Genomic DNA, 16,821 nt, shown 5'->3' with positions numbered 1-16,821 from the left:
CATGAGCACACCAGCGAAAGGGCGTTCATGACGCATCACCCCCACCGGCCACGCGCCTTACGACGGCGCTCCGTCGTCGGCGGCCTGGCCGCAGGCCTCGTGCTGTCCCTCGCCTCGCCGCTGCCGGTCTCCGCGCACACCGCGGGGCCGGCGGCGGGAGCCCCCGCCGCCACAGCCACCACCCACCGGTTCGCAGGCAACGACGGCCGCCCCCACACCGTCACCCGGGACGAGAAGTCCCTCAAGATCGACGGCGAGCGGCTGGTCGTGTGGTCCGGCGAGTTCCACTACTGGCGGCTGCCGAGCCCCGACCAGTGGCGCGACGTCCTGCAGAAGCTCAAGGCCTCGGGCTTCAACACCGTGTCGCTGTACTTCTTCTGGGGCTTCCACTCCAGCGAGCCGGGCTCGTACGACTTCAGCGGCGTCCGCGACATCGACCGGCTCCTCACCATGGCGGAGGAGGAGGGCCTCTACGTCATCGCCCGCCCCGGCCCGTACATCAACGCCGAGGTGAGCATGGGCGGACTGCCGCCGTACATGAGCACGCACGGGGGTGAGCAGCGCACCGCCGACCCGCAGAACCTGGCAGCCGACCTGGAGTGGCTGAAGGCCGTCAACGGCATCATCGGCAAGCACCAGATCACCGACGGCGGCGGCAGCGTCCTCGCCTACCAGGTCGAGAACGAACAGATCGACCACTCGGCCGAGCACATCGACTACATCGAGAAGTTGCAGAGCGCAGTCGTCGAACAGGGCATCACCGTACCGCTGTTCCACAACGACTACGGTAACGGCCACGGCTGGAACGTGCCCGGCGGGCCGGGCGGCTCCCGGCTCGACCTCTACGCCTTCGACACCTACCCGCTCGGCTTCGACTGCGCCGGCGGCCGGGGGCAGTTGAGCGACTACGAGGCACGGGTCCGCGGCTACTCGCCGAACACGCCCGTCTTCATCGCCGAGGGCCAGGGCGGTGCGTTCACCGCCTGGGGCCGCGACTTCCAGACAGGCGAGTGCGCGGAGTTCACGGACACCGCGTTCACCCGCCAGTTCGCCGTGAACAACCTCGCCAACGGTGCGACCCTGTTCAACTCCTACATGGAGTACGGCGGTACCAACTGGGGCTGGACCGGCGACCCCGGCTCCGGCTTCACCTCCTACGACTACGGGGCGGCGATCGCCGAGAACCGCGCGATCACCCCGAAGCTCGCCGTCCAGAAGGAATTCGGCTACCTGCAGAACGCCGTCGAGCCGATCGCCTCCGCCCAGGCCGTCACCGCCCCGCCGGTCACCGTCACGGGCGGCGGACCCGTCAAGGCCCAGCAGCGCCTGTCCACCGAGGAGGCGGGGGCCACCTCCGTCTCGGGCAACGGCACGCGGCTGATCACGCTGCGCCATCCCGACTCCAACGACACCACGACCAGCCGCGTGACGTTCCCCCTGGACCTGGCCGACCCGCCCGCTCCGCCGGGGGCCGCCGCGTACCGCTGGAACGACTCGGACACCGGTGCGCTGAAGTACACCGGCTCGTGGGAGCACGCCACCGGGAAGGCGTGGACGGGCGGCGACCACGAGAACGACGAGACGTTCTCCTCCGTGGCCGGGGACAGCGTCGAGGTCACCTTCGACGGCCCGGCCGTGCGCTGGATCGGGCCGGACTCCTCCAACCACGGCACCGCGGACGTCTACGTCGACGGCGTCAAGAAGGCGACGGTCGACAGCTACGCGGCGTCACCCGCCTTCCAGCGCGTTCTGTACGAGGCGAACGATCTCGGCGCGGGCTCCCACACGCTCAGGATCGTCGTCACCGGCGAGAAGGGCACGGCCGCCTCGCAGGGAACGTACGTCTCCGTCGACGCCATCGACACGAACCCGAGCGCGGAGCCCGTGGGGGACGCCGCCTACCCCCGCGTCCCCCAGGAACCGGACACCGCGATCACCGTGAACGGCCGTGACGCCACGACCCTCGTCGCGGACTACGTCTTCGGGCCGCACCGGCTCGTCTACTCCACCTCGCAGGTGCTCACCCGGCTGCAAGCCGGAAGCGATCTGCTCGTCCTCGACGGTGCGAAGGGCACGGACGGCGAGACCGTACTGCGCTACCCGCAGAAGCCGGTGGTCACCGCCCTGGACGGGGCGCCTGTGGAATCCACCTGGGACGAGCAGCGCAAGGACCTGCGGATCAACTACGAGCACGGCGGAACCCGGACGGTGCGCGTCTCGGGCGGGGGACGTGCCGCGCTCACGCTCGTGATCGCCGACCGGGAAGCCGTCGCCGACACCTGGCAGCTCGACGCGGGGAGCGGCGAGGTGCTGGTCCTCGGGCCGGAACTCGCCCGCACGGCCCGTGTCACGGGCGCCAGGCTCGATCTGACCGGTGACACCAAGACGGCCGGACGGATGAGGGTGTTCGCGCCCACCGGTGTGAAGACCCTCACCTGGAACAACCGTCTTCTGCGGACGACCCGCGACGCGGCGGGGGCGCTCGTCGCCGACCTGCCCGGCCCCGCGGACGTCTCCCTGCCGGCCCTCGGCACCTGGCGTACCGCCGAGTCCGATCCCGAACGCATGACGGCGTTCGACGACTCGGGCTGGACGAAGGCGGACCGGACCACGGCCGCCAACCCGCGCCACGGCCCCGGAGCGGTCTCCGGTGTCGTACTGGACACCGACGAGTACGGATTCCACGAGGGCGACACCTGGTACCGCGGCCACTACACGCAGGCCACCGCCGGCAGCACGGTCGAGGTCACGGTGAAGACCGGCACCGCCGGACACGCTCTCGTCTGGCTGAACGGCCGCTACCTCGGCGCCCAGGGCGACGGCACCGCCACCTACCAGGTCCCGGAGGGACTGACCGAGCCGGGCAAGCCCGCCGTACTGGCGGTCCTCGTACGGAACATGGGTCAGTACGAGGACTGGAGTTCCGACGGCCGCTCCAAGGGCGGCCGGGGCCTGGCGGACGTCGGCATCGCCGGAGCGGGCAAGGTCGACTGGCGGATCCAGGGCGCCCTCGGCGGACCGCGGCCCGCGGACACCGCACGCGGCCTCTACAACAACGGAGGTCTCTACGGAGAGCGCATGGGCTGGCACCTGCCGGGTGCACCGGACACCTCCTGGGCACAGACCGGCGCGCTCAAGAGCGCCCGTCCTGGTGTGCGGTGGTACCGCACCACGGCCCGGCTGAACCTGCCCAGGGGCGCGGACACGGCGGTCGGGCTGCGGATCGGCGACGACAGCGCGAAGGCGGACAAGTACCGCGTCCAGATCTTCGTCAACGGCTGGAACACCGGCCAGTACGTCAACAACGTCGGGCCGCAGAAGGAGTTCGTCATTCCCTCCGGCTTCCTGAAGCCGCAGGGCGGGAACACCATCGCGCTGGCCGTCACCGCCGAGCAGGCCGGCGTCGGGCCCGACGCGGTCGAGCTGGTGAACCAGGGCACGGTGCTGGGAGGCGTCGCGGGCCGGCAGAACGCGGCACCGGACTACGCGACGGTGCACAGCGAGCGCACGCCGCGATAGCCGATTCGTGCACACGCCCGTGGCCGCCCCGGCAGCAGGACCGTCGGGGCGGCCACGGCCGTCCGGCCGCCCGGGTCAGCCGAAGAGCTTGGCGACGTACGCCGAGAGATTGGCCCTCGTGCGGTCGATCTGTTCCTCCACGGTCAGCGACTCCTTGAAGCGGGCGCCCGAAGCCACGGCCTTCTTCCCCCGTACGTAGAGCGAGCAGGCCAGGTCGGTGCACATGTACAGGCCGACCGAATTGCCCTCGCGCCCCGCCGGGCCCGCCTTGCGGGCGGTCTGCAGGGAGACCCCGCTGCCCGGGTGGGTGGTCAGACAGAGCGAGCACATGCTGCGGTGGAGGAACCCGCGCTGCTGGGAGGGGAAGCGCAGCGAGATACCGGTCAGCCGGCCCTCGTGCTCGGTGACGATGTAGCTGCGCCCCGGGGCGGAGAGATCGCGCCACCCCAGGAAGTCGAGATCGTCCCACGGCAGCTCGCCGAGATCGCGGGGCAGCGGCAGACGCCCGGCTTCTCCCTTGGAGCAATTGACGAACGATGTGCGGATGTCCTGCTCGGTCACGGCCTTCATGCCGATGACGCTAACTCTGCCTATGACCCCTAGGCAAATGATTAATGGGTGTAGGGCTATGCCTGCGTACTGTCAGTGCTCTCGGTGCTCTCAGTGCCTTTGGCTGTCCTGGTACTCCCGGTCGCGATGTCCAGCCGGTGCGCGGGCGGGTGCGCGATCGCGAGATCGGGACGCCAGGCCGCGAGGATCTGCGCCGAAGGGTCGAAGAGCGGCGCCGGCAGGTCCTCGGGCCGGATCCATCGCCAGGTGCTGATGAGATGGGGTTCGGTCACCCGGGCGGCACCGTCGCCGACGGTCACGAGAGCGGCCATCGTCACCCGGTTGATGCCGTGGACCGCGTCGTGGAGCATCGCGAAGACGCACACCTCGCGCTCGGCGGCCTCGAGCCCCGTCTCCTCACGCAGCTCACGCACCGCCGCCGCCGCGATCGACTCGTGCGTCGGATCGACCTTGCCGCCGGGCAGCTCCCAGGTACCGCTGTGATGGCGCCCGAGCAGGATCCGGCCCTGCCCGTCCCGCACGATCACGCCGACACCCAGCGCAGCCTGGGCGAGGGGCGGACGGGCGTTGCGGGCGGGGATCGGCGAAACGGCGTCGCTGTCCATGGTGTTCCTCATGGGTTCGGTGACCGGTACGGGGCGGCACAGAGCCTACGGGCCGGGCCGGTGTCCGGCGGCGGTCACCCGGCCAGCCGAAGGGCCGTGGCCGAGATGCCGAGCCGTACGGTCTGGCCCCACGTCAGCTCCAGCGCGTCCGTCTCCATGCCGTCGCCGAAGACGACCAGCCGGTCGGACTCGACGGTCAGCCGCAGATCCTGCCCGCGGCCCAGCTCACCCGAGACGAGCGAGGTGCCCGTCGCCGGTGACGGCCATGCCTCCCGGACGAACCAGAGGAGGCGGGGATCGGTCGGGCCGGGCAGGGCGAGCGCGCTGCGGCGTTCCTGCCACAGGGAGCGCAGCCACCCGGTGGCACCGGTCCCGGTGCCGACCAGGACGCCGGACGAGGCCTGTGACTCGGCGGGGGAGTCCGCCGGGCCTGCGCCGAGCCGGTAGCGCGCCGTCTGGTGTCCGGGCGGACCGAGGTAGATCTCGTTGAGGGCCAGCAGTCGCTGGGTGTCGTCGGCCACCGCCTCGACCATCGTGAGCTCGTCCGCCGCCCGGCCCGGCGCCACGGCCGCCCGCAGCAGGGCCGCCGCGTCGGCCGGCCGGTGGCGCACCAGAACGCCCGGGTTGCGGCCGGGATCGGTGTCGATGCCCACGACCGGCTGGCCGGAGAGGTATTTGGCGGCGTTGGCGACCAGCCCGTCCTGGCCCACGACGACCACCACGTCCTCGGGTGCGAACAGGAACCGGTCCAGGTCCGCCCGCTCGACCCGGGAGTGGCGCCACTGGAGCGGAACGGCCGCCGCCACGTCGGCCAGCGCCTGCCGGGTCCGTTCGTGCCGCCGGGCCACCTCGTCGATGGACCGGCCGCGGCTGGAGAGGAAGAAGGCCGCCTGCCCGTGTGTCCCGTGCCGGGCCAGCAGTTCCTCGTACTCGGTGGTGCGGTGGACGAGGACCGCCCGTGGGGCCAGGCTCACGCCCGGGTCTCCGGTGCGGGCCGGCCGAGCTTGGTGAGCAGACCGGTGAGGACGTCGGGGGAGAGGGTGAGGCTGTCGATGCGCGGCAGGTTCTCGGCGAGCCGGGTCGCGGCCAGCGCGTGCAGGGTCGCGGCCTCCACCTCGCCGTGCACCCTCAGCCAGGCCGCCTGGGACTCGGCACGGGCCGCGCCGACCTCGCGGGCCGCTTCCGCCTCGGCGCGGGCGAGGCGGACCTTGCGGGCCGCCTCCGCCTCGGCGCGCACACCGTCGGCCGCCGCGTGCTCCTCGGCCTCGCGGCGGGTGTTGGTGCCACGCTGCTCGACCAGCTGCTCCTCGCGGCGGGCGAGCTCGATCTGGCTGGCCAGTTCGTTCTCCGCGATCGTCCGCTCGCGCTCGACGGCCACGGCCCGGCGTTCGTACGTGGCCCGGTCGGCCTCCTGCTGGATCTGCTCGCGGGCGGGCGTGCGCAGTGCGCGTTCGACCTCGGCCTCGGGGCGGATCGCGACGACGCGCACGGCCACCACGTCGATGCCGGTGGCGGGCAGCCGGGGTTCGCCGGCCAGGCCGGCCGCCACCCGTTCGCGTACGGCGGCGACGCCGTCCACCAGTGCGGCGGCCAGGGGGGTGCGGGCCAGGACGTCCAGGGTGTGCTGCTGGGCCGTCTCGGTGAGCAGTGTCGCGATCTGCTCCAGCGGGGCCCCGCGCCAGGCGCCGGTGTCGGGGTCGACGGAGAAGTCGAGCCGCGCGGAAGCCTCGGCCGGGTCGCTGATCCGGTAGGTGACGGTGGCCTGCACGGTGACGTCCTGGAAGTCGGCCGTACGGGCGTGGAAGGCCATGGCCAGCTCGCGGTCGTTGACCGGCACCTCGGAGAGCGCGGCGCTCAGTGACCGGTACCAGAAACTCAGCCCCGCCCCGTCGTGGGCGAGCAGGCCGCGCTTGTGGTGGCGGATGTGGGCGGTGGGCGCGGAGCGCAGATGGCGCCAGCCGAAGCGCCGGGTGATGTCGGCCATGATGGACCCCCTCGTTCTCGTCATGGCGACGATAACCGCCACGCCTGATATCGTCAAGAGGACGAAAAGGGGCAGGGGTCACGGGGGAACGCGGGCGGGGGGGGGGGGGGCCGCCGGGCCCCCCCCCGCCCGGGGGGGGGGGGCGCCCCGCCGGGGGGGGGGGGGGGCGCGGGGGGGGGGGGGCCCCCGCCCCCCCCCCCCCTTGTGCCCCCCCCCCCGCCCGTGGGGGGGGGGGGGGGGGGGGCCCGGGGGGGGGGGGGGGGCGCCCCCCCCCCCCCCCCCCCGGCCGGGTTGTGCGCCGCCCCCGTCCCCACGGTGCGGCGCGGGCGGACCGTCGTCATCCGCTGGGACGACGGCCCACGTCTGTCAGGACCCGGACGCCCGCGCGTCCAGGCCGAGTGCGGGAAAGACCGCGCCCTCCACGAAACGGACGAGGAACGTCTCGTCCGCGTAGGCGCACTCCAGCATCGGGCGGGCGCGCATCACGCCCAGCAACTGGGCCGAGACGAACTCCGTCGCCGGATTGTCCGCGGCCACCTCGCCGCGCCCCACGCCGCGCGCGACCATGGCGTCGATCGCCGCCAGTTCCGGCAGGATCAGCGACTCGCGCATCGCGCACAGGAGCTCGGGGCTCTGCAGGGCGGCGTGGCTCAGGGCCAGCATCAGGGGAGTGTCGCGTCCGGAGCCCTCGCCGATGACCCGCGCCGCTTCGCGGAGGTCCCCGGTCAGGGAACCCGTGTCGATCCGGTTCAGCAGCCCGCGCCGGGTCGAGTGCAGTGCCGCGACGACCAGTTCGGGTTTTGACCCCCACTGCCGGTAGAGGGTGGACTTGCCGCAGCGGGACCGCGAAGCGACCCCCTCCATGGTGAGCGACTCGTAGCCGCTCTCCCTCAGTGTGTCGAGCACGGCCGTGAAGAGCTCCTGGGCCCGCTCCGGCGTGATCTTCGAGCGGCGCGACGCGGTGGCCTGCTCAGGCTCCGTTTCCAGCGACGACATGCGCTTTCCCTCTCTGCGACTCTGCGACGAGGTCCATCGATACGCCAGTGTACCGATACGTCGGTGTTCCGATACGCCTCCGTATCGGTACACTGGCGTATCGATACGGCATGGGCCCGTCCCTGCCACCGATACAGCTTCGTCAGCAAAGGGGCACCGGATGATGTTCGCCGGTAGCAGGCCCGCCGATCGGGAGCCGGACACTGTTGCCCGACCGCCCCTCGTCCGCGAGCTTCTTCTCGTCGTAGGACTCTTCGTGATCTACAAGTTCGGCCGCCAGGCGGCCAACGGTCACGTCGACGAGGCGTACCACAACGCCGGACGCGTATGGGATTTCGAACGTGCCGTGCACCTGCCCGGCGAAGGCGCCGTGCAGGGGCTGCTGCTCCACGACGAGACGCTCATCCACCTCGCGAACACCTACTACGCGACCGTGCACTTCCCGGCCACCCTGCTCTTCCTCGGCTGGCTGTACTGGCGCCGCCCGCGCCATTACGTCTGGTCGCGCCGGATCCTCGCCGTGCTCACCGGTGCCGCGCTGGCCCTGCACCTGCTGTTCCCGCTCGCCCCGCCGCGGCTGCTCGCCGCGACCGGCCTGGTCGACACCGGCCAGGTCTACGGGCCGACGGTGTACGGCTCCACGCCCGCCACGGACTCGATGGCGAACCAGTTCGCGGCCATGCCCTCGCTGCACTTCGGCTGGGCGGTCATGGTCGGCGTGGGCCTCGTCGTCGCCACCCGCTCGCGGTGGCGCTGGCTGTGGCTGCTGCACCCGGTGATCACGCTGCTCGTCATAGTCGGCACCGCCAACCACTACTGGCTCGACTCGATCGTGGTCGCCGCACTGCTCTCGGTGGCCTTCGCCGCGCTGCGACTGCCGCGCGCGGAGCCGGTCCGGGCGCATCTGCCGTGGCCGTCCACGACCGGTGCGCCGGCCCATGCCGTCGCCGCGCCCCGCGTTTCCGGCCGCTCCTACGCCGTCTCAGGGACCAGACGATGAACGCGACCCTGGTCGCCGTCGCGCTGTCGCTCGTATCCGCCGCCGCGTACGCCGCCGCGGCGGTGGCGCAGGCGCGGCTCGCGGGACGCACCGAACCGGGCACCGGAACGCTCCGGCTGCTCGGCAGCGGCGCCTGGTGGTCGGCCGTGGGACTGAACGCCGGTGGCGCTCTGCTGCACGTCGCCGCGCTGAAGTACGGCCCGCTCACCCTCGTCCAGCCGCTCGGCGCGCTGACCCTGGTCGCCGCCGTGCCGCTGGGCGCACGGGCCGCGGGCCGCAAGGTCTCGACGACCGAATGGCGCGGCACGCTCCTGACCCTCCTGGGCCTGGGGGCCCTGCTCATGACCGCGGGCGGCTCGGCGCCGCACGAGACGCTGACCATGACCGAGGCGCTGGCCGTCGGCGCGGGGACCATGGCCGTGGTCGCCGGGCTCAGCCGCCCGGGTGCGCGCCCGGGCCTGCGGCACGCGGCGGCCTCCGGCATCACCTCGGGCGTCGCCTCCGCACTGACGCAGACGCTGACCGTCGCCGTCACCGATCACACCACCGGCCCGCTGTTCAGCTGGCGCCTGGTGGTCGTCGCGGTGCTCGTGTCGGCCTTCGCGATGGGCGGACTGCTCCTCGCACAGACCGCCTACCGGGGCGGCCTCGGCGCACCGCTCGCCGTCGTCACCCTCGCCAACCCGGTCGCCGCGGCGGCCATCGGCCTGGCTCTGCTGGGGGAGCGGTTCCAGGGCGGGACGATCAGCCTGGTCCCGGCGCTGCTGGGCACCGCGGCCGCCGCACGGGGCGTGATCCTGCTCAGCCGCGCCCAGGCGCGGGCCGCGCCCGCCGGCGAGGCGACCGGGGGCGGTCCGGCCGTGAGCGTGCCGTCGAGGGTGGTCATCAAGAGCCCGCGGGCCGTGCTCCACCAGGGGAACGGACACGGACACCTCCGGCGGATCCGGGCCGGCCGCTCGTAACGGCCTCGCGTGTCCGCCGGCACCGCTCCGGGGCCGGTCGTTCGTGAGGGACGGCATGGCCCGGTGGCCACCGGCACCTACCCGAGAGCGGCCGCGGCGCCCCCGGCGTCCTCCGTCAGTGCCCGGGTCAGCCAGCCGATCCAGAAGTTCTCCAGATCGATGCCGCCCCGCAGCACGAGGTGGCGCAGCCGGTCCTCGGCCGCGTCGCGCCCGGGCGGGAAGTCCCGCTCCTCGAACTCCAGGTACTCCGCGAGCCGGCGCCGGTGCAGCGCGAGGTGACGGCGCAGCTCGGCGTCGAGACCGGGCGCACCGACGACCGCCGCCGCCCGCATCCGCAGCAGCAGCGGATCGCGGATCTGCTTCGGCTCCTCGGGCCGGGCCACCCAGGCGGCCAGCGCCTCGCGCCCCGTCGGCAGCACCTCGTACTCCTTCTTCTGCCCACGGGCCGGCTGGGCGGTCGCCAGCGCCCTGATCTGACCGGCCTGCTCCAGTTTTCCCAGCTCGCGGTAGATCTGCTGATGCGTGGCCGACCAGAAGTAGCCGATCGACCGGTCGAACCTGCGGGTCAGCTCCAGCCCCGACGAAGGCTTTTCGAGCAGGGCGGTGAGGATCGCGTGCGGGAGTGACATGGGGTGCATCCTAAGGAGCCGCGGCGAGCCGGACGGGTGGCCCGGCTCCCCGCGGCCGTGGTCAGAGCGAGGCGGCGAGTTCCGTGCCCTGGCGGATCGCCCGCTTGGCGTCCAGTTCGGCCGCCACGTCCGCGCCACCGATCAGGTGCGCGGGACGGCCCGCGGCGAGCAGCTCCTCGTACAGCTCCCGCCGGGGCTCCTGGCCCGCGCAGAGCACGATCGTGTCGACCGGCAGCAGGTGCTGTTCGCCGTCGACCGTGACGTGCAGACCGTCGTCGTCGATCCGGTCGTAGCCGACGCCCGCGATCATCGTGACGCCGCGGTGCCGGAGTTCGGTGCGGTGGATCCAGCCCGTCGTCTTGCCGAGACCCGCGCCGACCTTGCTCGTCTTGCGCTGGAGGAGATGGACGGTGCGGGGCGACTTCGGGCGCTCGGCGGTGCCCAGTCCGCCCCGTTCGCGGTACTCGGTGTCGACGCCCCACTGCCGGAAGAACGCCTCCGGGTCCAGGCTCGCCGCGTCCCCGCCGTCGGTCAGGAACTCGGCCACGTCGAAACCGATCCCGCCCGCCCCGACCAGCGCCACCCGGTCGCCCACCGGTGCTCCGTGCCGCAGCACGTCGAGGTAGCTGACCACGCTCGGGTGGTCCACGCCCGGGATCGCCGGCGTGCGCGGAACGACCCCCGTCGCGAGGACGACCTCGTCGAAGCCGTCGAGCTGTCCGGCACCGACCGGGGCGCCCAGCCGCAGCTCGACCTTCTCCTCCGCCAGCCGGGTACGGAAGTAGCGCAGCGTCTCGTTGAACTCCTCCTTGCCCGGCACCCGGCGCGCCACGTTGAGCTGTCCGCCGATCTCGTCCGCCGCGTCGAACAGTGTCACCGCGTGACCGCGCTCGGCGGCCGTCACCGCGCAGGCGAGTCCGGCCGGACCCGCGCCGACGACCGCGACGCGCTTGCGGGTGCGGGTCGGCGACAGGGTCAGTTCCGTCTCGTGGCAGGCGCGCGGGTTGACCAGGCAGGAGGTGACCTTGCCGCTGAAGATGTGGTCCAGGCAGGCCTGGTTGCAGCCGATGCAGGTGTTGATCGCGTCCGCGCGGCCCTCACCCGCCTTCGCGACGAAGTCCGGATCCGCGAGGAACGGCCGCGCCATCGACACCATGTCCGCGCGGCCCGCCGCCAGGATCTGCTCGGCGACCTCGGGGGTGTTGATGCGGTTGCTCGTCACCAGCGGTACGGAGACGGCGCCGCGCACCTTCTCGGTGACCCAGGTGAACGCGCCGCGCGGCACCGACGTCGCGATGGTGGGGATGCGGGCCTCGTGCCAGCCGATGCCGGTGTTGATGATGGTCGCCCCGGCCGCCTCGATCTCCCGGGCCAGCCGCACGACCTCCTCCAGCGACGATCCGCCGGGCACCAGGTCGAGCATCGAGAGCCGGTAGATCAGGATGAAGTCGCTGCCCACCCGCTCGCGTACCCGGCGCACGATCTCGACGGGGAAGCGGATGCGGTTCTCGTACGAGCCGCCCCAGCGGTCCTCGCGGTGGTTGGTCGCCGAGGCGATGAACTCGTTGATCAGGTAGCCCTCGGAACCCATGATCTCGACGCCGTCGTACCCCGCGCTCCGTGCGAGCGCGGCCGCCGTGACGAAGTCCTCGATGGTCGACTCGACCTCGTCGTCGGTCAGGGCGTGCGGGACGAATCCGCTGATCGGCGCCTGGATCGCACTCGGTGCCACCAGGCCGGGGTGGTGCGCGTAGCGCCCGAAGTGCAGGATCTGCAGGGCGATCCGGCCGCCCGCCTCGTGCACGGCCGACGTCACCACGGCGTGCTGCGCGGCCTCCGCCTCGGTGGTCATCTTGGCACCGCCGGGGAAGGTGCAGCCGGCGTCGTTCGGCGCGATGCCCCCGGTGACCATGAGGCCCACGCCGCCGCGGGCGCGGGCGGCGTAGAAGGCGGCCATGCGCTCGAAGCCGTTCTCGACCTCCTCGAGGCCGATGTGCATCGACCCCATCAGCACCCGGTTGGGGAGGGTGGTGAACCCGAGGTCGAGCGGGCTCAGCAGATGCGGGTACGGGCTCATGCGGGGGCTCCTCGCGCGGTGTGGTTACGCCAGTTCTAGACCACCGGATCGTTGTTGTGCAACAAGTTGCACAATGGCGTACGTCGCACTGTGCCACGAGTCACGTGCCGCCGCGGCGCGCCCGGACGGCGTAACAACGTGCCCCGCCCCTGCCCCGGTGCGCGGAGAGTGGTTTCCGTACTTCCTCCCGGGGCCCGCCTTCCGGCCGGGCCCCCGAACCCTCTCGGAGACCCTCATGGGCAGCGTCAACCGTCGTGACCTCGGCCTGCTTGTCCTTCGCGTCGGCACCGGCGCGGTGCTGGCCGCGCACGGCAGCCAGAAACTCCTCGGCTGGTTCGGCGGCGGGGGCATCGAGGGCACCACGGCCGGGATGGAGGCCATGGGCTTCCACCCGCCCAGGCACAGCGCGATCGCCGCCGGCCTGGGCGAGGCGGGCGGCGGCGTCCTCCTGGCCCTGGGCCTGGCCACTCCGGCGGCCGGGGCGGCGGCCGCCGGCGCCATGGCGGGAGCCGTGGCCGTCCACGCCCCCGCCGGGTTCTTCGCCCAGGGCGGCGGCTACGAGTACCCCGCCTTCCTCGGCTTCACCGCGGCCGCGATCGGCCTGGCCGGCCCCGGCCGCTACTCCGTGGACCACGCCACCCGGCACGCGTTCAACCAGCCCTGGATGGTCGCCCTGGCCTTCGTGGGCAGCGCCGCGGCCGCGGTCGCCGTCGTCGGCAAACGGGCCAAGGGGCAGGCCGCGGAGCCGGAGGAGTTCTGAGCACGGCGCCACGCGCGGTAGACGGCTGGTCAGCGCGCTACCTCCGGCTTCCTTTCGACGCGGCGATCAGCGCGGCGACCCCCAGCGGCTTCCCCTCGATGCGGCGATCAGCGCGGGGACCGTGTCGAACTTGACGCGCGGACGGCCGTGTTCCCGGCCCCGGGCCTGCTCGGCGCGGTCGATCGCGGCCAGCCCCCGGGCGTCGACCACCCGGCCGCCACGGCTCCGGACAAGACGCCCGAACGCCCTGGCCGGGTACGCGGGCGAGCGCAGGGCGCCCGCGACGGCATCGGCCAGGAGAGTGCCGACGGTCTCGGCGGCGCAGGTGCGGTTGGCCCCGATGCCGCCCGAAGGGCCGCGCTTGATCCAGCCGACGACGTAGCTGCCCGGCATGCCCACCACCCGGCCGCCCTCGTGCGGCACGGTGCCGGTCGCCTCGTCGAAGGGCAGACCCGGAACCGGCAGACCCCGGTAACCGATCGCCCGCAGGAACAGACCCGCGGGGATCTCCCGGTCACCGCCGGTGTCCGTCACCCGCACGGCTTCGACGCCGTCGCGGCCGAGCACCTCCACCGGCGCGGAGTGGAAGCGGAAGACGATGCGACGCCCCGGCGACGGGGGCCGCGACCAGTCGACCGCCTCCCGTTCCACCTCCCGCAGCAGCGCGGCCTTCTCACCCGCCGCCGCTCCGTCGATCGCCGCGCCGGTCCGCGGGTCACCGTCGTCGACCACCAGGTCCACGCCCGCCAGGTGGCGGAGGGCGAGCAGCTCGGACCCGGTGCAGGCGAGGTCGTCGGGGCCGCGCCGGCCGAGCAGGACGACCTCGCGCACCGCGGAGCCCCGCAGCGCCGCCAGGGCGTGGCCGGCGATATCGGTGCCGGCCAGTGCGGCGGGGTCCGTGACGAGGATGCGGGCCACATCCAGCGCGACGTTGCCGTTGCCCGTGACGACCACCCGCTGCGCGGACAGGCCGACGGTCTCCGGGGGTACTTCCGGGTGGGCGTTGTACCAGGACACGAACGCCGTGGCCGGCAGGCTGCCCGGGAGGTCCTCGCCGGGGATGCCGAGCCGGCGGGAGGCGGAGGCGCCGACCGCGTAGATCACCGCGTCGTGATGGGCGGCGAGTTCCTCGACGGTGAGGTCCTTGCCGGCCTCGATCCCCAGGTGCATCCGGACCCGGGGGTGGGAGTGGAACCGTGCGAAGGTCTCGCCGACCCCCTTCGTCGCGGGGTGATCCGGTGCCACGCCGTACCGGACGAGACCACCCGCCACGGGCAGCCGGTCGATCAGCGTCACTTCGGCGTTGGTGTGCAGCAGCAGGTCCTCGGCCGCGTACATACCGGCCGGGCCGGTGCCGACGACGGCCACCCGGATCGGAGCGAAGTCGGACGGCAGGCTGCGGAGGAACGAGGGCTCCCCCCAGGCGTGGAAGTTGGGCCCGGCGGCCGGCTCCGGCTCCCGTCCCGCGTAGTACGCCGCGTTGATGCCGGCGTACTCCTCCTGCGCCCCGAAGAGGCTGTCCACCGGGAAGATCGCGTCGACGGGACAGGCGTCGGCGCAGGCGCCGCAGTCGATGCAGGCCGGCGGGTCGACGTAGAGCATCTCCGTGCTGCCGAAGGCCTGTTCCTCCGGCGTGGGGTGGATGCAGTTCACGGGGCACACGGCCACGCAGGTGGCGTCGCTGCAGCAGGTCTGGGTGATGGCGTAGGTCATCGCGTCAGCTCGGGCTCTCGGCTCGGATCAGATCGGGGCGGCGCACTCGCGGTGGAAGCGGGTCAGATCAGGTGGGCGCGCTTGTAGAAGAACAGGGCCGGTCCGGTGAGCAGACGGGCCGAGGCCAGGAACTCCATCAGGCCCGAACAGCTAGAACGCATCAGGGACTTGTGGTGCTCGTTGGCCTTCGCCTCGGCGCGGGCGCGTGAGCTGTCCAGCCCCGCGTTCGCGTAGACGTCCCGGTTCACCATGCTGGTGACGATGTAGTACGAGGCGATGGCGACCACGAGCGAGTTGATCCGCCTGCGCACCGGGCCCGCGGTGCGCAGGCGCCTGCGGGTCTCGTCGCGGGCGAACTTCATGTGCCGCGACTCCTCCACCACGTGGATGTTGTTGATCGTCCGGACGAACGGCGCGACCCGCTCGTCCCGCATCCAGTCCCGCTGCATCACGTCGAGCACCTCCTCCGCCACGAGGATGGCCGCGTATGCCGCCTCGCCGAAGGCGAGTGTCTTGAAGGCGCGGCCCAGTTCGACCACGGCGCGGCGCGGACGGTAGGCCGGTGCACCCAGCTTCGCGGCGCCGCGGGCGAACATGATGGAGTGCCGGCACTCGTCGGCGACCTCGGTGAGGGCCCACTGGAACCGCGGGTCCGTCGGGTCCTTGGCGTACATGTCGCGCAGCACCATCTGCTGGAGGATCATCTCGAACCAGATGCCGGTACTGGCGACGGACGCGGCTTCCTGACGCGTCAGCGCCCTGCGCTGGCTGTCGGTCAACTCCTGCCAGTACGCGGTGCCGTAGAGGGTGCTCCACTCGGGACTCGCGCCGTGGTGATCGGTGTCCAGTGGCGTGTTCCAGTCCACCTCGGTGGCCGGGTCGTACGACAGCTTCGCGGCCGAATCGAGCAGGCGCAGGGCGACGTCCTGCTCGGCGAGCCGGTCCTGGTCCTCCGGTCGAACGGTGCTGCTTGCCATGGTGCGGCTCCTTGAATCGAGACAGATCGACTCGACGGCTGCCCGGCCTCTTCTCCCACCCCGTGTCCGCCCGATGGGATCGACGGCCGCCGGACGCCGCCCAGCTTGTTAGACGTCACGTCTAGCAAGCTGTTAGACGGAAGGTATAGCAAGAGGGCCGCGCGGGCCTACCCCCGCGTAGGAAATCCGTACGATCTCTCCACGACGCCGCGTACTCCGGAGCCTTGAACGGGCCCTCGCCGCTCCGGAGGCGGGGGAGTCGTCGCCCGGGCGGCGGCCGGAGTGCCGGCAGCGGCGCTCCGAGGAGGCCGGCCCGCGCCCCGGGCGACGGCTTCCGGAGCGGGGCAGGGGCCGGCCCGAGGGAACGCTGCGAGCGTGGCGTTCAAGTGTTCAGACGCGAGAACGTCGCCGCAGGACCCGCATCACCACCACCGCGAACAACACGGCCGCCGCCGGTGCCGCGGCCTTCCTGAGCAGCACGGGAAGAGCGGCGGCGCCGAGATCGATGGCCTCGGGCTCGGGCGCGAGTCCGCCCCGGAGGGTTGCCGCGGGGCTCGTCGGCGACGGGGCGGGACCGGCATCCCGCAGCAGCTCTTCGAGCCGGGTCGCGAACTGCCGGACGATGCGGTCGCCGACCTCGGTCATGATGCCCCGGCCGAACTGCGCCGGCCGGCCGGTGATGTCGAGGTCCGAGCGTACGCGCACCACGGTGCCGGCCGGAACGGCGCTCAGCGTCGCGGTGACCGTCGCCGAAGCCGTTCCCGCGCCACGGGTCTCGCTTCCGCTGAGGTCGAGGAGCATCGACCGGGCGGCTTCGTCGCGGGTGACGGTTCCCTCGCCGCGGTAACTCATCTGCACCGCGCCGACCTTGACCTTGACGCGGCCGGTGAAGGAGTCCCCGTCGAGGGTGTCCAGCACGGCGCCGGGCATACAGGGCGCGACCCGGTCGAGGTCCTGGAAGAGCTTCCAGGCGTCGTCGAGGCCGGCGGGGACGGTGAAGGAGTGGTCCAGTTGCATGGTTGTCCAATC

14 protein-coding genes are annotated in these 16,821 nt (G+C 72.6%); 4 read left to right on the top strand and 10 right to left on the bottom strand.

The genetic code is table 11. The annotated features are described in order from the left end of the window. Window positions 1-27: 27 nt before the first annotated feature. A complete protein-coding gene (locus ACFYPA_RS02525; RefSeq protein ID WP_359311678.1) occupies window positions 28-3,519 on the top strand; it encodes a beta-galactosidase in 3,492 nt (1,163 codons plus the stop codon). A gap of 75 nt (window positions 3,520-3,594) precedes the next feature. Here ACFYPA_RS02525 and ACFYPA_RS02520 read toward each other — a convergent pair whose 3' ends face one another. The 5 genes from ACFYPA_RS02520 to ACFYPA_RS02500 all read right to left on the bottom strand — a co-directional run bounded on the left by ACFYPA_RS02520 (window position 3,595) and on the right by ACFYPA_RS02500 (window position 7,674). Beyond that, window positions 3,595-4,089: an FBP domain-containing protein gene (locus ACFYPA_RS02520; RefSeq protein ID WP_359082059.1), complete on the bottom strand. Its 495-nt coding sequence runs from the start codon at window positions 4,087-4,089 to the stop codon at window positions 3,595-3,597. A gap of 56 nt (window positions 4,090-4,145) precedes the next feature. Next, complete coding sequence (locus ACFYPA_RS02515; RefSeq protein WP_359082058.1) at window positions 4,146-4,694, bottom strand: NUDIX domain-containing protein; 549 nt, start codon at window positions 4,692-4,694, stop codon at window positions 4,146-4,148. Window positions 4,695-4,768: 74 nt separating this feature from the next. After that, complete coding sequence (locus ACFYPA_RS02510) at window positions 4,769-5,668, bottom strand: hypothetical protein (RefSeq protein WP_359082057.1); 900 nt, start codon at window positions 5,666-5,668, stop codon at window positions 4,769-4,771. Further along, window positions 5,665-6,678 carry an SPFH domain-containing protein gene (locus ACFYPA_RS02505; RefSeq protein WP_359082056.1) on the bottom strand — a complete coding sequence of 338 codons (1,014 nt, stop codon included), beginning with the start codon at window positions 6,676-6,678 and terminating at the stop codon, window positions 5,665-5,667. Before ACFYPA_RS02505 ends, ACFYPA_RS02510 begins: the two co-directional genes overlap by 4 nt. A 366-nt stretch (window positions 6,679-7,044) precedes the next feature. Further along, window positions 7,045-7,674, bottom strand: coding sequence for a TetR/AcrR family transcriptional regulator (locus ACFYPA_RS02500; RefSeq protein WP_359082055.1), 630 nt, complete (start codon window positions 7,672-7,674; stop codon window positions 7,045-7,047). 160 nt (window positions 7,675-7,834) lie between these two features. Here ACFYPA_RS02500 and ACFYPA_RS02495 point away from each other — a divergent pair, with 160 nt between their 5' ends. Beyond that, window positions 7,835-8,674 (top strand): phosphatase PAP2 family protein, encoded by an 840-nt coding sequence (locus ACFYPA_RS02495; protein WP_359082054.1) that lies wholly within the window; start codon window positions 7,835-7,837, stop codon window positions 8,672-8,674. Then, on the top strand, window positions 8,671-9,636 hold the full coding sequence (locus ACFYPA_RS02490; protein WP_359082053.1) for a hypothetical protein: 966 nt from the start codon (window positions 8,671-8,673) through the stop codon (window positions 9,634-9,636). The genes ACFYPA_RS02495 and ACFYPA_RS02490 overlap by 4 nt, the downstream gene beginning before the upstream one ends. 77 nt (window positions 9,637-9,713) lie before the next feature. On the opposite strand, the gene ACFYPA_RS02485 is transcribed toward ACFYPA_RS02490, so the two are convergent. Continuing rightward, window positions 9,714-10,265: a PadR family transcriptional regulator gene (locus ACFYPA_RS02485; RefSeq protein ID WP_359082052.1), complete on the bottom strand. Its 552-nt coding sequence runs from the start codon at window positions 10,263-10,265 to the stop codon at window positions 9,714-9,716. A gap of 61 nt (window positions 10,266-10,326) precedes the next feature. Then, a complete protein-coding gene (locus ACFYPA_RS02480; RefSeq protein ID WP_359082051.1) occupies window positions 10,327-12,342 on the bottom strand; it encodes an NADPH-dependent 2,4-dienoyl-CoA reductase in 2,016 nt (671 codons plus the stop codon). Window positions 12,343-12,577: 235 nt separating this feature from the next. Here ACFYPA_RS02480 and ACFYPA_RS02475 point away from each other — a divergent pair, with 235 nt between their 5' ends. Further along, entirely contained in the window at window positions 12,578-13,102 is a 525-nt protein-coding gene (locus ACFYPA_RS02475) for a DoxX family protein (protein WP_359082050.1), read from the top strand. Window positions 13,103-13,168: 66 nt separating this feature from the next. Here the strand turns inward: ACFYPA_RS02475 and ACFYPA_RS02470 are convergent, their stop codons facing one another. The 3 genes from ACFYPA_RS02470 to ACFYPA_RS02460 form a co-directional block, all read right to left on the bottom strand. Beyond that, entirely contained in the window at window positions 13,169-14,815 is a 1,647-nt protein-coding gene (locus tag ACFYPA_RS02470) for an FAD-dependent oxidoreductase (protein ID WP_389128957.1), read from the bottom strand. Between the two features lie 62 nt (window positions 14,816-14,877). Next, entirely contained in the window at window positions 14,878-15,792 is a 915-nt protein-coding gene (locus ACFYPA_RS02465) for a diiron oxygenase (protein WP_359311682.1), read from the bottom strand. 390 nt (window positions 15,793-16,182) lie between these two features. Further along, window positions 16,183-16,809, bottom strand: coding sequence for an SRPBCC family protein (locus tag ACFYPA_RS02460; protein WP_359311684.1), 627 nt, complete (start codon window positions 16,807-16,809; stop codon window positions 16,183-16,185). Window positions 16,810-16,821: the final 12 nt, after the last annotated feature.

It is taken from the genome of Streptomyces sp. NPDC005775, from assembly GCF_042871565.1.
Lineage (GTDB): Bacteria > Actinomycetota > Actinomycetes > Streptomycetales > Streptomycetaceae > Streptomyces.
Note: the sequence above shows the minus strand (reverse complement) of the source record. Positions and strands in the feature narration are given on the sequence as shown.

Bases quoted from the DNA above. Each gene is read 5' to 3' on its own strand.
- ACFYPA_RS02525 (WP_359311678.1), top strand. From the start codon at position 28: ATGACGCATCACCCCCACCGGCCACGCGCCTTACGACGGCGCTCCGTC.
- ACFYPA_RS02520 (WP_359082059.1), bottom strand. From the start codon at position 4,089: ATGAAGGCCGTGACCGAGCAGGACATCCGCACATCGTTCGTCAATTGC.
- ACFYPA_RS02515 (WP_359082058.1), bottom strand. From the start codon at position 4,694: ATGGACAGCGACGCCGTTTCGCCGATCCCCGCCCGCAACGCCCGTCCG.
- ACFYPA_RS02505 (WP_359082056.1), bottom strand. From the start codon at position 6,678: ATGGCCGACATCACCCGGCGCTTCGGCTGGCGCCATCTGCGCTCCGCG.
- ACFYPA_RS02500 (WP_359082055.1), bottom strand. From the start codon at position 7,674: ATGTCGTCGCTGGAAACGGAGCCTGAGCAGGCCACCGCGTCGCGCCGC.
- ACFYPA_RS02495 (WP_359082054.1), top strand. From the start codon at position 7,835: ATGATGTTCGCCGGTAGCAGGCCCGCCGATCGGGAGCCGGACACTGTT.
- ACFYPA_RS02490 (WP_359082053.1), top strand. From the start codon at position 8,671: ATGAACGCGACCCTGGTCGCCGTCGCGCTGTCGCTCGTATCCGCCGCC.
- ACFYPA_RS02485 (WP_359082052.1), bottom strand. From the start codon at position 10,265: ATGTCACTCCCGCACGCGATCCTCACCGCCCTGCTCGAAAAGCCTTCG.
- ACFYPA_RS02480 (WP_359082051.1), bottom strand. From the start codon at position 12,342: ATGAGCCCGTACCCGCATCTGCTGAGCCCGCTCGACCTCGGGTTCACC.
- ACFYPA_RS02475 (WP_359082050.1), top strand. From the start codon at position 12,578: ATGGGCAGCGTCAACCGTCGTGACCTCGGCCTGCTTGTCCTTCGCGTC.
- ACFYPA_RS02470 (WP_389128957.1), bottom strand. From the start codon at position 14,815: ATGACCTACGCCATCACCCAGACCTGCTGCAGCGACGCCACCTGCGTG.
- ACFYPA_RS02465 (WP_359311682.1), bottom strand. From the start codon at position 15,792: ATGGCAAGCAGCACCGTTCGACCGGAGGACCAGGACCGGCTCGCCGAG.
- ACFYPA_RS02460 (WP_359311684.1), bottom strand. From the start codon at position 16,809: ATGCAACTGGACCACTCCTTCACCGTCCCCGCCGGCCTCGACGACGCC.